Source organism: Ligilactobacillus sp. 110_WCHN (assembly GCF_030518115.1).
Taxonomy (GTDB): Bacteria; Bacillota; Bacilli; order Lactobacillales; family Lactobacillaceae; genus Ligilactobacillus; species Ligilactobacillus aviarius_C.
In genome coordinates this window covers 50,333-65,813 of record NZ_JAULLI010000002.1, presented here as the reverse complement: position 1 = coordinate 65,813, position 15,481 = coordinate 50,333, and the positions used below count along the sequence as shown (strand labels likewise).

General features: G+C 37.1%; 10 protein-coding genes. 9 read left to right on the top strand and 1 reads right to left on the bottom strand.

From position 1 onward, the window contains the following. Positions 1-46: 46 nt before the first annotated feature. The 3 genes from Q3C15_RS01225 to Q3C15_RS01215 are packed head-to-tail and all read left to right on the top strand — an operon-like array spanning position 47 to position 3,383. Positions 47-2,272 (top strand): bifunctional (p)ppGpp synthetase/guanosine-3',5'-bis(diphosphate) 3'-pyrophosphohydrolase, encoded by a 2,226-nt coding sequence (locus tag Q3C15_RS01225; protein WP_283599049.1) that lies wholly within the window; start codon positions 47-49, stop codon positions 2,270-2,272. Between the two features lie 13 nt (positions 2,273-2,285). Continuing rightward, complete coding sequence (gene dtd / locus Q3C15_RS01220; protein ID WP_057827375.1) at positions 2,286-2,732, top strand: D-aminoacyl-tRNA deacylase; 447 nt, start codon at positions 2,286-2,288, stop codon at positions 2,730-2,732. Between the two features lie 18 nt (positions 2,733-2,750). Then, positions 2,751-3,383, top strand: coding sequence for an HAD-IA family hydrolase (locus Q3C15_RS01215; protein WP_302703577.1), 633 nt, complete (start codon positions 2,751-2,753; stop codon positions 3,381-3,383). Between the two features lie 179 nt (positions 3,384-3,562). Here Q3C15_RS01215 and Q3C15_RS01210 read toward each other — a convergent pair whose 3' ends face one another. Continuing rightward, on the bottom strand, positions 3,563-4,456 hold the full coding sequence (locus Q3C15_RS01210) for an N-acetylmuramoyl-L-alanine amidase (protein ID WP_283573180.1): 894 nt from the start codon (positions 4,454-4,456) through the stop codon (positions 3,563-3,565). 373 nt (positions 4,457-4,829) lie between these two features. On the opposite strand from Q3C15_RS01210, the gene hisS reads away from it, so the two are divergent. From hisS to Q3C15_RS01180, 6 genes are all read left to right on the top strand, one after another. Further along, positions 4,830-6,107: a histidine--tRNA ligase gene (gene hisS, locus Q3C15_RS01205; protein WP_302703574.1), complete on the top strand. Its 1,278-nt coding sequence runs from the start codon at positions 4,830-4,832 to the stop codon at positions 6,105-6,107. Between the two features lie 15 nt (positions 6,108-6,122). Next, positions 6,123-7,904 (top strand): aspartate--tRNA ligase, encoded by a 1,782-nt coding sequence (gene aspS, locus Q3C15_RS01200; RefSeq protein WP_064212944.1) that lies wholly within the window; start codon positions 6,123-6,125, stop codon positions 7,902-7,904. A 108-nt stretch (positions 7,905-8,012) separates the two neighbouring features. Further along, a complete protein-coding gene (locus tag Q3C15_RS01195; RefSeq protein ID WP_302703571.1) occupies positions 8,013-8,600 on the top strand; it encodes an AbiH family protein in 588 nt (195 codons plus the stop codon). Next, on the top strand, positions 8,570-9,358 hold the full coding sequence (locus Q3C15_RS01190) for an AbiH family protein (RefSeq protein WP_368045391.1): 789 nt from the start codon (positions 8,570-8,572) through the stop codon (positions 9,356-9,358). Before Q3C15_RS01195 ends, Q3C15_RS01190 begins: the two co-directional genes overlap by 31 nt. A 22-nt stretch (positions 9,359-9,380) precedes the next feature. Then, entirely contained in the window at positions 9,381-14,093 is a 4,713-nt protein-coding gene (locus Q3C15_RS01185) for a type ISP restriction/modification enzyme (protein WP_302703570.1), read from the top strand. A gap of 193 nt (positions 14,094-14,286) precedes the next feature. After that, positions 14,287-15,477: an SIR2 family protein gene (locus tag Q3C15_RS01180; protein WP_302703568.1), complete on the top strand. Its 1,191-nt coding sequence runs from the start codon at positions 14,287-14,289 to the stop codon at positions 15,475-15,477. The last annotated feature ends 4 nt before the right edge of the window (positions 15,478-15,481 follow it).

Genomic DNA, 15,481 nt, shown 5'->3' with positions numbered 1-15,481 from the left:
ACAGTCTCATTTTTACTATGATTTAAATTGAAACGGGTGAAGATGAATGGATAAAGAAGTGATTTGGACTGCTGACGATGTGCTTCAAATGTGCAGTCAATATATGAATGAAGAACACGTTGAATTAGTAAAGAAAGCCTGCAAGTTTGCGACTTACGTTCACCGTGAACAAACCCGGCAATCGGGTGAACCATACATTATTCATCCGATCCAGGTTGCGGGAATTTTGGCTGATTTGAAGATGGATCCTGAAACGGTTGCGGCCGGCTTTTTACATGACGTTGTTGAAGATACGAACGTGACATTGGGAGACATTGGTGAGCTTTTCAACCATGATGTTGAAGTAATTGTTGATGGGGTTACCAAATTAAGTAAGATTCGCTACAAATCGCATCAGGAACAGTTAGCCGAAAACCACCGGAAACTGTTACTGGCGATGGCCAAAGATTTGCGGGTAATCATCGTTAAATTGGCGGACCGTTTGCACAATATGCGAACGTTGAATCATTTGCGACCGGATAAGCAACGCCGAATTGCAAATGAAACCCTTGAAATTTATGCACCATTAGCTGATCGGCTTGGAATCAGTACGATCAAATGGGAACTTGAAGATATTTCGTTGCGCTACTTGAATCCCCAACAGTATTACCGCATCGTGCATTTGATGGATGCCAAGCGGACCGAACGGATCAAGTATATCAACGAAGCGATTGAAGAGATCAAAGATGCTATTAAGGACTTGAATCTTGATTGTGAAATTTATGGACGGCCGAAACATATTTATTCGATTTATCGGAAGATGCGTGATCAGCACAAGCAATTCAGCCAGATTTATGACTTGTTAGCGGTGCGGGTTGTTGTCAAATCGATTAAGGATTGCTATGCCGTTTTAGGAGCGATTCATACGCGGTGGAAACCAATGCCAGGGCGGTTTAAAGATTACATTGCAATGCCAAAAGCCAACATGTACCAATCACTGCACACAACGGTTATCGGTCCGCAAGGCAAACCGTTTGAAGTTCAGATTCGGACTGAAGAAATGCATCGGGTAGCGGAATACGGGATCGCAGCACACTGGGCCTACAAGGAAGGCAAGAAGAGTCCGGTCAAGGAAACCGCAACGGGCGACAAGCTGAACCTGTTTAAGGAAATCATCGAATTGCAAGATGAAGCAGCCAACGCCAAGGACTTTATGGAAAGCGTTAAAGGCGATCTATTTAGTGATCGTGTTTACGCCTTTACCCCGAAAGGCGATGTAACCGAATTGCCAAAAGGTGCCGGTCCGCTTGATATGGCCTATGCGATCCACACGGAAATTGGAAACCATGCCACGGGCGCCAAGGTCAATGGCAAGATCGTTCCGTTGGATTATCAAATTAAAAACGGCGACATTGTCGATATTTTAACGTCGGCGAACTCTGCCGGCCCAAGTAATGACTGGTTGAAGCTCGTTCACACGAACCGCGCGCGCAACAAGATCCGGAAATTCTTCAAGAAGCGCGATTACATTCAAAATCGGGAAAAAGGTCAAGAAATCTTGCATAACGCGCTAGTTGAAGAGGGCTTTGATCCGCGCGCAGTTTTAACCGAAAAAAACATTCAGCGGGTACTTGATAAAAAGCAACTGCCATCGGTGGATGAGTTGTATGCCGGAATCGGCTTTGGTAACGTGCAACCGTTGGGAATCGTGAACCTGCTGACAAAGGATATTCGGCAACAGCGGGCGGATGAGCAACGTAAACAACAGGAAAAAGAGCTACTTGAAGATCACAAGCAAATTGAAAATCCGGCAAAGGAAGCTCCACGAAGCGGGAAGAATAATGACCACATTTTAATTGCCGGGATCGATAACATGATGGTGCGCCTTAGTCGGTGCTGCAACCCGATTCCGGGTGATCAAATCGTGGGTTACATTACAAAAGGGCGCGGAGTATCAATTCACCGCGTTGATTGTCCGAATGTTCAGGTTGAAAATGAAAATGGCAGCCGGTTGATCGATGTTTCATGGAACGGCTTGCCAAGTGAACATAAGTTATATGATGCAGAATTGAAGATTCAAGGCTATAATCGAACTGGATTATTAAGCGACATTTTGCAAATGGTCAATAATTCAACGAAGACGTTGAAGTCCGTCAACGGAAATGTTGACCATAATCAAATGATGGTGATCAGTATCGTGGTCGGCGTTCGCAATAAGGAACACCTGCAACGGCTGATCGATAACATCAAACGGGTACCGGACGTTTACCTGGTTGAACGTCCAATTCACTAAAGGAGATCATAAGATGAGAGTAGTTTTACAACGGGTTAAATCCGCAAGTGTAACGGTTGATGATCAGGTAATTGGCAAAGTCGGCAAGGGCTACATGCTGTTAGTCGGCTTTACCCACGATGATTCGATCGAAGATATCGACTACATTGCGCGCAAAGTTGCAAATGCTAGGTTGTTTGCCGATGAAAATGGTAAAATTAACCTGTCAATCAAACAGGTTCAAGGCGCAATTTTATCGGTATCGCAATTTACTTTGTATGCCTCAACCAAGAACGGCAACCGGCCAGGCTTTGGGGCAGCACAAAAGCCAGAATTGGCCAAGGAGAATTACCACTACTTCAATGAAAAACTCCGGTCATACGGCATTGAAGTTCAAACCGGTCAGTTTGGAGCCGACATGGACGTGGCATTGGTCAATGACGGGCCGATAACGATCATTTACGATTCGAACCAAAAATAAGCGGAAAGAGTGACGATAATGTATCAAGAATTTTTCTGGGATTTTGACGGGACGTTATACAACACGTATCCAGGCATGGTTGAAGCCTTTATGGATGTCTTTGAACAAAAAGGTGTCAAGCTTGATCAGGATGAAGTTTATCGGCATATGCGGCAAACTTCGTTAGGAAAGACGTTTGCATACTACCGGACTCAAAACAACCTTGAAGAAGAACCAGAAGCATTGCGTGAAGAATATAATCCAATTGAAGCCAAGCTTGAAGACAAGATGAGGCCGTTTGACGGGGTTCAAGAAGTGTTGGCCAAGGTCGTTGCGAACGGCGGGCACAACTACTTAATGACCCACCGGAACAAGAGTTCATTGGAAATGTTAGCCAAGTTTGACTTGAAGAAGTACTTCACGGATGCGGTCACAGCTGAAAAGAAGTTTCCGCGGAAACCAAATCCAGCTTCATTGAATTCATTAGTTGAAAAGTATGACCTTGATCCGCAAAACTGCGTCATGGTCGGTGACCGGGTGCTTGATATTGCGGCGGCTCACAACGCTAAGATGAGCGGGATTTTATTTGATCCGGATGATCTGATCATCGAACCAGCATCACCGGAACACCGCATTCAAGATATGCATGATATTTTGAATTGGATTAAATAGAAAAGTGTGACAAAACAGTAAAAACGAGTGTGGTGGAAGCAGAAAAGCGAACGAATCGCGTCAGCATAGATTCGGAGGTTTTCGAACTTCACTAGCTTCGCGTCGTAGCTCGTTTGTTTTGGAACCCGATTATGCAGATATAACGAAAGAGGATGTGACTAATCACATCCTCTTCTTTTTTAATTTGGATCATTTGCGATCAACGCGTTTTCATCTTTACCTTCAAAGTATAATTGCAAGCCCTTAACGACATCGTTTGTGACTTTATTTTCATAACTGCTGTCATCGATAAAGCTTAAATCACGGTCAGAATTGATATAGCCGCTTTCAAGCAAGACGGCTGGTTGGGTGTTATCCCGTAAAACTAAGAAGTTCCCGAAATCAACACCCCGGTTATCCAGGCCCATCGACGTCAGCTGACTATTGATGTCCTTGGCTAACCGGAATGAACCATTATCCTTATGGTAGTAGTACGTCGTGTATCCGCTCGCGCTGTTGTCCTGCGGTGATGAGTCAAAGTGGAAACTGATGAACGCATCGGCATGGACTTTTTCAGCCAGTTCAGGCCGTTTGCTTAAGCTGACGGTTTTGTCGCTGTCACGGGTCATGTAAACGCGCGCGCCGGCCTTTTTCAATTTTGACTGAAGTTGTTTGGCATAGCGCAGGGTGAACGTCTTTTCCTCTTTTTTGCCGTTCGTTGACAGGGCGCCGGAATCGGCACCACCGTGGCCGGCATCGATCACGATCGTGGCTTCAGAAAGGTTATTAACCGGATTGTGATACTTCGAATTGATCATCCAGGTTCCCATCCAACCGTACTGATCTTCATTGGTTTTAACGTAGACCCAGTTGTACTTGTGTTTCAATACTTTGACCCGGCTGCCCTTTGCCAAGTCACGGTCTTTATGCGCAAACACACTCGGTTGCTGGTAAAGCGCGGCATCTTCAGTTTCGATTGGCATCTGTTGCATATAGGTATATGTCCGGTAACCTAAAAAAAGCGCAACCCCAATTAAAAGAATCCAAAGAAAGCCGAACGTATCCTCAACTTTTAACTGATTGTTTTCTTTCATAAATCAAATCTCCAAAGATATTATCAAATACCATATTAGCAAAATATTTTGACTTAGTGCAACTAACCGCGGAATTTAAGAGTTTTGTAACAATCACGCTTGACTTTGTTAATTTTCCTTTGTAAACTTTAGGTAACGAAAAAGACCGGTGAGAAAGACCAGTAGTTGAATTTGCAATTTCAGAGAGTAGATGGTTGGTGTGAATTTACAGGTGCGATTTAACGAAGACACTTTTGAGGTGTACTGATGTACCGTGATGAGCGTTATTCTAAAGTAAGAAGTTAAGGTGGTACCGTGCACAGTGTGCGCCCTTGTCAGCAATGACAGGGGCGTTTTCTTTTTAATCGGAATTTGAATGGAAGGAATGAGTCTTTTGAAGTATCAAAAACCAAAGGGAACAGCTGATATTTTGGCAGATGAATCTGCAAAATGGCAATATGTTGAAGCCAAAGCACGTGAGTTATTCAAGAAGTACCGTTATCACGAAATGCGGACACCAACATTTGAAAACTTTGAAGTCTTTTCACGGACTTCAGGGGAAACGTCTGACATCGTAACGAAGGAAATGTACGATTTCCACGATAAGGGTGATCGGCATATTACGTTACGGCCGGAAGGAACCGCGGGCGTTGTGCGGTCATTTGTTGAAAACAAGTTATACGGACCAGAATATCAAAAGCCATATAAGGTTTACTACATGGGACCAATGTTCCGTTATGAACGGCCACAATCCGGACGGTTACGTGAATTCCACCAAATCGGGGTTGAAGCTTTCGGCGTTGATAACCCAACGCTTGACGTTGAAGTTATCGCAATGGCAATGGACTTATTGAATTCAGTTGGGGTTCACAGCTTGAAACTGGTGATCAATACTTTAGGTGATTTGGAAACACGGAAGAACTATCGCCAAGCATTGATCGACTACCTTGAACCATTTGAAGATCAATTATCAGAAGACTCAAAGGAACGGTTGCACAAGAATCCATTGCGGGTCCTTGACAGTAAGGATGAAAATGACCAAAAGATCGTTGAAAATGCACCATCGATCCTTGATTTCTTGACGGAAGATTCCCAAAAGCACTTTGATACGGTTAAACAATTGCTTGAAGACCTCGGCATTGAATACGAAGTCGATGCCAACATGGTGCGGGGATTGGACTACTACAACCACACGATCTTTGAAATCATGAGTGATTCAAAGGCCTTTGGCGGCAAGTGGACAACGGTTTGTGCCGGTGGCCGTTACAACGGGTTAGTTGAACAACTCGGTGGTCCTGCAACCCCTGGGATCGGCTTTGGTCTTGGGGTTGAACGGTTATTGCTTGTGTTGGATACTGAACAAGACAATTTGCCGTTGGATGATGAACTGGATGCTTACGTTGTCGGCATTGGTGGCGAAACAAACGTTAAGTCATTAGAAATCGTTCAAGCATTGCGCCATCAAGGATACACGGCTGATCGCGATTACCTTGACCGCAAGCCAAAGGGCCAATTTAAGACCGCAAGTCGCTTGAATGCCAAGTACACGATCACGATCGGTGAACGTGAATTACAAGAAAACAAGGCAAACGTGAAGAATATGGAAACCGGAAACGAAATCAGCGTTTCCCTTGACGATGTGATCAATGATTTTGCAAAAGTAATTAAGTAGCGGAGGAAGTTTATTTTGAGAAGAACGACATATGCAGGCCTCGTTGATGAAAAGTATTTAGGCCAAGAAGTTGTATTAAAAGGCTGGGTTCAAAAACGGCGGAACCTGGGAAACTTGATTTTTATTGATTTACGGGACCGGGAAGGCATTGTTCAATTAGTCTTCAGTCAAGAATTCGGCCCGGATGCATTGAAGATCGCCGACTCATTGAGAAGCGAATACGTTATCGAAGTTGTCGGCAAGGTTGTTGCGCGGGACGAAAATGCCATCAACCCGAACATGAAGACCGGAAAAGTTGAAGTTGAAGTCAGTGACGTCCACATTTTAAACAAGGCCAAATTAACGCCATTTGAAATCACTGACAACACCAACGCAACCGATGACATGCGGTTGAAGTACCGTTACCTTGATTTGCGCCGGCCAGAAATGCAAAAAGCATTGATGATCCGGAACCGCATCACCCAAACGGTCCACCGTTACCTTGATGAAAACCACTTCATCAACATTGAAACGCCATACTTGACACGGTCAACTCCTGAAGGGGCCCGGGATTACTTAGTTCCTTCACGGGTATATCCAGGACACTTTTACGCATTGCCGCAATCACCACAATTGTTCAAGCAATTGTTGATGGGCGCTGGCTTTGACCGTTACTACCAAATTGCACGGTGCTTCCGGGATGAAGACTTACGGGGTGACCGGCAACCAGAATTTACCCAAATCGATATTGAAACGTCATTCATGGATCAAGACGAAATCATGGAAATGACGGAAGGATTATTGAAAGCCGTAATGAAGGATACGCTTGGAATTGATATTCAAACCCCAATCAAGCACATTACATGGGACGAAGCCATGGATCGTTACGGTTCTGACAAACCAGATATCCGCTTCGGCATGGAATTGAAAGACATGTCAGCTGCTGTGAAGGGTGCCGGCTTTAAGGTCTTTGATTCAACCCTTGAAGATGGCGGCCAAGTTAAGGCAATTGCCGTTCCTGGTGGCGCTGATGCTTACTCACGGAAACAAATCGATGCTAAACAAGAATACATCAAGCGTTTTGGTGCGAAGGGCTTAGCATGGATGAAGGTTACTGACGATGGTTTGCAAGGACCAATCGCCAAATTCTTCAAGGATCGCCGTGACCAAATCCTTGAAGCTGCTGAAGCTAAACCAGGTGACTTATTGCTCTTCGTTGCTTCAACCCGCAAAGTCGTTGCTGATTCATTAGGCTACTTGCGGAAGGAAATTGCCAAGGAACAAGGCATGATCAACGAAGATGAATTTGCATTTATCTGGGTCGTTGACTGGCCACTGTTCGAATACAGCGAAGAATTCCAACAATACATCGCTGCTCACCACCCATTCACAATGCCAAATGAAGAAGACCTTGAATTATTGAAGACGGATCCGCACAAGTGCCACGCTCAAAGTTACGACATCGTCTTGAACGGTTACGAACTTGGCGGCGGTTCAATCCGGATCCACCAACGCGAAGTTCAAGAAGACATGTTCAAAGCCCTTGGATTCACCAAGGAACGCGCCGAAGAACAATTCGGCTGGTTTATGGATGCGTTGGACTACGGCTTCCCACCACATGGCGGTCTTGCTTTAGGATTAGACCGGTTCGCAATGTTGCTTGCTAAGAAGGACAACATTCGTGAAGTTATTGCCTTCCCGAAGAACTCAAAGGCAACCGAACCATTGACTCACGCTCCAAGCGAAGTTGCACCGCAACAGCTTGAAGACTTACACATCGAAGTTGCAGATGAGGGCAAGGAAGATAGTGAAGAATAGTTAATAACTGAATAGATAGGGAACACTCCCGCCGGAATGGTTGGGGGTGTTTTTTTTATTGTTATAGTGTAAAGTAGTATTGATTGATTTGTTACGGGAGAGGATATAGTGACAATTAATAATGCCGACCAATTAATAATTCTAGGAAATGGCTTTGACTTGCATTGTGGACTTAAAACTAGTTTTAAGGATTATTTCACATTCAAGAAAAAAGAAATTTTAAGAAAACTTATAAGTATAGGAAAGAAACAGTTAGAAGATTTAGATAGTGAAGAGTTAGATAATTTATATGATAAAAGTACTTTAAATAAATTAAATTATAATTTACATTATGCAAATGATGAGATTATTAATAGTGACTTCATTAGTAGTGATTTTGGAATAAAAGAAAAATTTGAAGAATTAAAAAAATTGGATTTCTCTTTTTTATCATTTTGGGATGTATATTTTATCAATTTAAGAGATAAAAAAGAAAATTGGGCAGATGTTGAACTTAATATAGCAGAGTATTTGAAAAATGATGTAAATAAAAGTTTCTCATATATTGAAGAATTAGATGGGAATACTCCTTTGAGTGAAGTTTACAATATTAGTGATAAGGCTGAAATAAATGATATTCTGGTATATTTTATGTTGTTAACAAATGACATGGAAAAAATTAGAGGATTGAATTTAAAAAATTTCTATGTTATTTAAAAGATCAGCTAATTGATTTTGAAAAAAATATTAATGACTATATTCTTTCTTTATTTATAGATGACAATCCGAATAGTACTTATTCCTATGATGGACCATTTATTGAACAATTAAGTTTTATAGATAATTTTAAAGAAACGATAAACAGAATGATTAAAGATAACTCATCAGATGAGAGATATTGCATTTTGTCGTTCAATTATACATTTTTCCCCAGTGAAAGATTAGAGCAGAAAGACGATCTTAAGGAAATGTATTTAGTAAGGTATATTGAAGATTTACCCAATTGTACTTTTTATAGGAACATTCACGGAAAATTAGGTAAACAAAATTCTAATGTAATTATCGGAATTGATGAGAAAGACATTGAACCACAAGATGAGTTATATAGATTTGCTAAGACTTATCAACTATTCGAATTTGACAATAGTGGAAATGAAAAAAATTTAGAATTACCAATTGGTGTAAAGAAGATAAAGTTTTTTGGCCATTCTTTAGCCGAAGCAGATTATTCATATTTCCAATCAATATTTGATTTTTATGATATTTACAATACTAATGTGCAGTTAGTTTTCTATTATGTAAATTATAAAAATAGTGATGGAGAAGAAGTTGACGGGAAAAATGAGCTTTTTCTTCGAGTAATAAATCTAATGAAAGAATATGGTGAAACTTTGGATAATAAAGACCATGGTAAAAATCTTTTGCATAAGTTGAAATTAGAAAATAGAATAATTTTGAAGAATTTGGATGATTAAAAATAATTTAGGAGGAGTTTCAATGAGTACATTTAATGAGTTAGTTAATCAAATTGATAAAAATATAACCAATCAAAGAGATCGAGGAACTGCGTTTGAAAAGTTAGCAGTTGCTTATTTAAAAAATGAACCAGCATATAAAAACAAATATAGTGATGTCTGGATGTTAAATGAAGTACCGGAGAAATATGGAATTTCTAAACAAGATAATGGTGTTGATATTGTTGCAAAAGATCGTGTTACAGGGAACCTAACCGCTGTTCAAGCTAAGTATTATAAGGGAAAAGTTGGGAAAGATAGGATAAATTCTTTTATCGCTGAAAGTGGGAAAGACTATTACACTGATGGAATAATTATCTCATCAACTGATGATTGGAATAAAAATGCTAAAAAGGCAACAGAAGAACTATCTAAAGAAATTTCTATTATTGGACTATCACAATTACAGAATGCCAACTTTGATTGGCAACTTTTTGATTTTAATTCTTATGATAATAATTTAAATCGAAAACCAAAAAAATTAAGAGACTATCAAAAAGAAGCCGTTAAAAATTCATTGGAGTACTTCAGTAAGAATTCACGTGGGAAACTTATTATGGCTCCAGGAACAGGTAAAACTTTTACAAGTCTAAAAATTGCTGAAGCTTTAATGGCGAAGTCGGATAAAAATGTTTTTAATGTATTATATCTTGTTCCAAGTATCCAATTACTGTCTCAAACCTTATTTAATTGGAATTCTGATAAGTCAAATGACATTTCTATGGTTTCGTTTTCAGTTGTTTCTGATAAAAAAGCAACAAAAAAGAAAAATGGTAAGGACGATTTAAGTGCTAAAGATGTTGGTTTCCCTGCAACTACTAATGTTGATAAACTTATGGCCAATTATGAAAGTATTCAGTCAAATTCTAAAAAGACAATGATAGTTGTTTTTTCAACTTACCAATCAATTGATGTTATTTCGAAAGCACAAAAACAAGGTTATCCAGAATTTGATTTAATTATTTCTGATGAAGCTCATCGAACAACTGGGGCAAGCCAAATGGGAGATGCTAGCGTATTTACTAAAGTTCATGACAATAACTTTGTAAAGGGAAAATTACGGCTTTATCAAACAGCTACGCCAAAAGTTTATGGACCTGAGGCTAAGAAAAAAGCTGATGATAACAGTATGGTTATCTCATCGATGGATGATGAATCTAAATACGGTAGTGAAATTTTTAGATTAGGTTTTGGTGATGCGGTTTCACGGGGATATTTAACAGACTATAAAGTATCAGTCCTTGCGGTTAGTGAAAGCTATGTTAATAAGAATATGCAAAAAGTAATGTCTTCAGATACTAATGAATTAAATACAAGTGATATTGGAAAAATCATTGGTGTCTGGAATGCAATGGTAAAACGAAATGGAATTAGTGGAGAAATAACGGGTGCTCCTATGAAACGAGCAATTGCCTTCACTGACACTATTAATCATTCAAAACAAATTGCTGATGAATTTAATTATGTAATCAATGATTATCTTGGGGCACAGGCAGAAGATAGTTTTTCAGTTGATGTTCATCACGTTGATGGTGGTTTGAATGCACTTCAAAAGAAAGCTCAACTTGATTGGCTAGCTAGTGATATTGCAGATAATGAGGCACGAGTGTTATCAAATGTTAGATTTTTAACGGAAGGTATTGATGTTCCTAATTTAGATGCTGTTATTTTCTTATCACCTAAGAAATCACAAGTAGACATTGTTCAGGCTGTTGGACGGATTATGCGTAGGTTTGAAGGAAAAGAATATGGATATATTATCCTTCCTGTTGTTATTGATACTAATTCGGATCCAGCAGATGTACTTGATAACAACGAAAAGTATAAAGAGGTTTGGCAAGTCTTAAATGCCTTAAGATCAACAGATGAGCGCTTTGAGGCTGAAATTAACAAACTTGAGCTTAATAAGAAAAAGAGTGGTCGAATTAGTATTATTGGAACTAATTCATCTCCAAATGAAGCCATTACTGAACAAAAGGGTAAAGATATTGAAAATGGAGAAGGAAAGCAACCAGTTCAACTTGAAATGAATTTAGAAGAAATGTCTGGCTTGGAACAGGCTTTCTACGGACGAATTGTGAAGAAGGTTGGGGATCGTCGCTATTTGGAGGATTGGTCCAAAGATGTTGCTGAAATTGCTAAGCGACATATTACTAAAATAAATGATTTAATTGACAGTCAAGCGGGAGCCAAACAAGCATTTGATGTATTTTTGGCAAGTTTGCAACATAATATTAATTCATCAGTTAACAAAGATCAGGCTATTGAAATGGTAGCTCAGCATCTTATTACTCAGCCAATTTTTGAAGCATTATTTGAAGGTTATAGTTTTGTGAAAGATAATCCAGTATCTAGCGCATTGAATGGTGTTATTGAAAAATTTTCAAAATATGGTTTTGATAAAGAACAAAAAGAATTGATGCCGTTCTATGAATCTATAAAATCAAGAGCTTCAGGAATTGATAATGCAGAAGCTAAACAGAGAATCATTGTTACCCTTTATGATAAATTCTTTAGAACAGGATTTAAAAAGACAACGGAACAGTTAGGAATTGTATTTACCCCAGTTGAAGTCGTTGATTTCATTATTAAATCAGTTGACTATATTTTAAATAAAAACTTTGGTAAACGCTTATCAAGTAAAAATGTACACATTTTAGATCCGTTTACTGGAACAGGTACCTTTATAACGAGAACGCTTCAATATTTGAAAGAACAAATGGATAGAGGAGAAATTACTTTTGAAGATATTCAGCGTAAATATAATAATGAATTACATGCTAATGAAATTATTTTACTTAGTTATTACATTGCTTCAATAAATATTGAAACAGTTTTTGATGAAATAAATGGGCCAAATGAGGGCTATCAACCATTTGAAGGAATTGTTTTAACTGACACTTTTGAAAGCAACGAGCGAAGTAATTCCTTTGAGGATGAATTATTGGAGAAAAATAATGAACGTTTGAAGAAACAGCAAGAGGACCCTATTACAGTAATTATTGGAAATCCTCCTTATTCTGCAAAACAAGACAATGAGGATAAGAATATAAAGAGATCTAAATACCCAAATTTGGATAAATCTTTAAAAAAAGAGTGGATTGATACGTCATCAGCAATCAATAAGAATAACTTACTGGATTCGTATATTAGAGCAATGAGATGGGCTGCAAATAGAATATCAAATAATGGAGTTATAAGTTTTATTACGAATAATTCATATATTGATGGTGCAGCAATGGATGGAATGAGGAAGAGTCTATTAAATGAATTTTCTGATATTTATGTTGTCAATTTGAAAGGAAAAATTAGAGGACAATCAAAAAAACAGATTTTAAAAGAAGGGGAAAATATTTTTGACATCATGACAGGTGTGGCAATAATTTTACTAGTTAAAAATAGTAATAAGTCTGGTAGAGGAAAATTACATTATTTTGACATTGGTAATGGGTTGACGAAAAAAGAAAAACTCGACAAATTAGTAGAATTGGAAAGTATTAAAAATGTTGAAGATATTGCAGAAAATATTGTTCCTAATAAGAAAGGTGACTGGATAAATCAAAGAAATTCAGATTTTGAAACTCTTTTAGAATTAGGCAATAAAAGAAGTGGAGATGCTTTATTTATTGATTACACTGGGGGAGTAAAAACGGGAAGAGATGCTTGGTCTTGGAATTTTTCAAAAAAAACAATTGAGTCAAGTATAAATAATCTTATAAATTATTATAATGACAATTTAGGAGATGTTAGAGTTTATGATGAAAATGTTGAAGATATTTCTTGGACATCATCTTTGAAGAAAAAATTTGAAAAAAAGGAAAAATTAATCTTTAAAAATGACAGAATTTATGTAGGAATGTATCGTCCTTTTGTAAAAAAGTATGTATACTATTCAAAAGAACTAGTAGATAGACAATACCAGCTTCCTAAAGTATTACCATTTCCTGATAGTAATAATTTGATGATTTCGATGTCTAATAAGACAGGTGGAAGAGATTTTTCTTTGATGGTAACAAATGTATTACCTGACGTTAATATGTTTGTAGGAGGATCCCAAAATTTACCTAAATACTTATATGATAATTTTGGAAGATATTCATCAATTAATAAGACCAAATTAAAAAAATTAAATGATTTAAACGAAAAGGAGTTGTTTCCATATATTTATGGTGTATTAAATTCTAAAGAATATAGAGATTTGTACGCGTTAGATTTAGCAAAAGATTTTCCACGTATTCCGAACGTAAAAAATAAGAAATATTTTATTGATGTAGGTAAAAAACTAATAGACTTACATCTTAATTACGAAGAAGTCCCAGTATTTAAGAATGTTTTTATTGAAGTTAAAGATAATCCAAGTTATAAGGTAAAAAAGATGAAGTTTGCTAAAATTAGGAACACTAAAACCGGTAAACTTGAAAATGATCACTCTACGATAATTTTTAATACCGATATAACAATCAAAAATATTCCTGAAAAGGCTTATGAATATGTAGTTAATGGGCGTTCGGCTATTGAATGGATTATGGATCAGTACCAAATTAAGAAAGATAGCAAGTCTGGAATAATTGATGATCCAAATAATTTTAGTGATGATTCAAAATATATTTTTAACCTTTTATTGAGAATTATTAATGTTTCAGTCCAGACTGTTGACTTAATCAATAGCCTACCAAAATTAGAAATAATTGACTAAAGAGTACTAATTTTTAATTTTTTATTGAAAAGAAGCACTAATTATTTTGTACAGTTAGTGTTTCTTTTTGTTTATAATACAATCATAATTAAGGTAAAATTTAGTATTTGTTTTGTCAGTGTTGTAATTTATTTACTTAGTTTTGGATTATTAAATAACAAAAATCAAAACCTTTTTTGAGAGGAGAATTGTAATGTCAAATAAAAATGTAAAAGGTACTTATTTTTATGGCTTTAATACGCCTAAATATAAACAAGAAAACGAAAAATATTATAAAGATGACACGGAACTAGTTCAAGATTCAGGTCAAGAGTTCACTTCTCAAATGTTTAAGGATACAGTAAAAGTTGAGATTCAAAATTTACTTAATAAACCATATGAAAACATAGTAGTTTTAGCAGGAGCTGGAGCGTCAATTTGTGAAAATGGAAACAAAGGTAAAACAGTTTCACAGTTATATGACGATATTAAAGAACTGTTAGAGAATGATAAAGACCTATATACTTTTGATGATTTAAAAAATAGAACAATAATTGATAAAGATGATGAAAATTTAGAAAATATTTTATCTGTGCTAATTAAAGCTATTAGTCTTTTTAAAAGGATAAAAAGTAATGAATTTTCAAAGTTTATTGATGTGAATAAATTGGATCAAACAGTAGAAAAAATAAAACAACGCATTTATCAAGCAACCAGTGAATACGGGTTTGATAGCAATTGTAATCATGATCTCTTGATAAAGAAATTATCAAGGCTTCTCCCTAGTAATTCACGTTTGAATATTGTAACGACAAATTATGATCGATTATTTGAAGAAGCGGCTTCCAGCCTTGGATTTTGGGTTTTTGATGGTTTTTCTTTTTCAAATCCTCCAATTTTTGATGCAGACATTTTTGATTGGAAATTAGTGAAAGAAATTCCAAATAGTAAGACTCAAGAATTGAAATATCGATCAAACATGATTAATTTGTTAAAAATACACGGTTCTGTAGACTGGGAAAGGGACGAAAAAGGACAACTAATCAAAATTTTAACTTATAAACAAAAAGATGTTATAAGTCCAGTAATGATTTTTCCAAGTTCAGAAAAATATATGCAAAGTTATCAAGAACCATATTTTTCGTTGATGACAAAGTTTCAAGAGTTATTGAGAAAGCCAAATACCCTTTTTATGACAATCGGTTTTAGCTTTGCAGATAATCATATTTTTGAGATGATTTTACAAAGCATCAAACATAATAATAGTTTATCAACGTTAATTACTGATTATACTTTGGATGATGATAAAAATCCTAATTGGGAAAAATTATCAGAAAAATCAGAGGTGTATGATATTCACTTTTTAAAAGGTGCATTAAATAACGACTTATTAGATTATTTATAGGTAG

Bases quoted from the DNA above. Each gene is read 5' to 3' on its own strand.
- Q3C15_RS01225 (WP_283599049.1), top strand. From the start codon at position 47: ATGGATAAAGAAGTGATTTGGACTGCTGACGATGTGCTTCAAATGTGC.
- dtd (WP_057827375.1), top strand. From the start codon at position 2,286: ATGAGAGTAGTTTTACAACGGGTTAAATCCGCAAGTGTAACGGTTGAT.
- Q3C15_RS01215 (WP_302703577.1), top strand. From the start codon at position 2,751: ATGTATCAAGAATTTTTCTGGGATTTTGACGGGACGTTATACAACACG.
- Q3C15_RS01210 (WP_283573180.1), bottom strand. From the start codon at position 4,456: ATGAAAGAAAACAATCAGTTAAAAGTTGAGGATACGTTCGGCTTTCTT.
- Q3C15_RS01185 (WP_302703570.1), top strand. From the start codon at position 9,381: ATGAGTACATTTAATGAGTTAGTTAATCAAATTGATAAAAATATAACC.
- Q3C15_RS01180 (WP_302703568.1), top strand. From the start codon at position 14,287: ATGTCAAATAAAAATGTAAAAGGTACTTATTTTTATGGCTTTAATACG.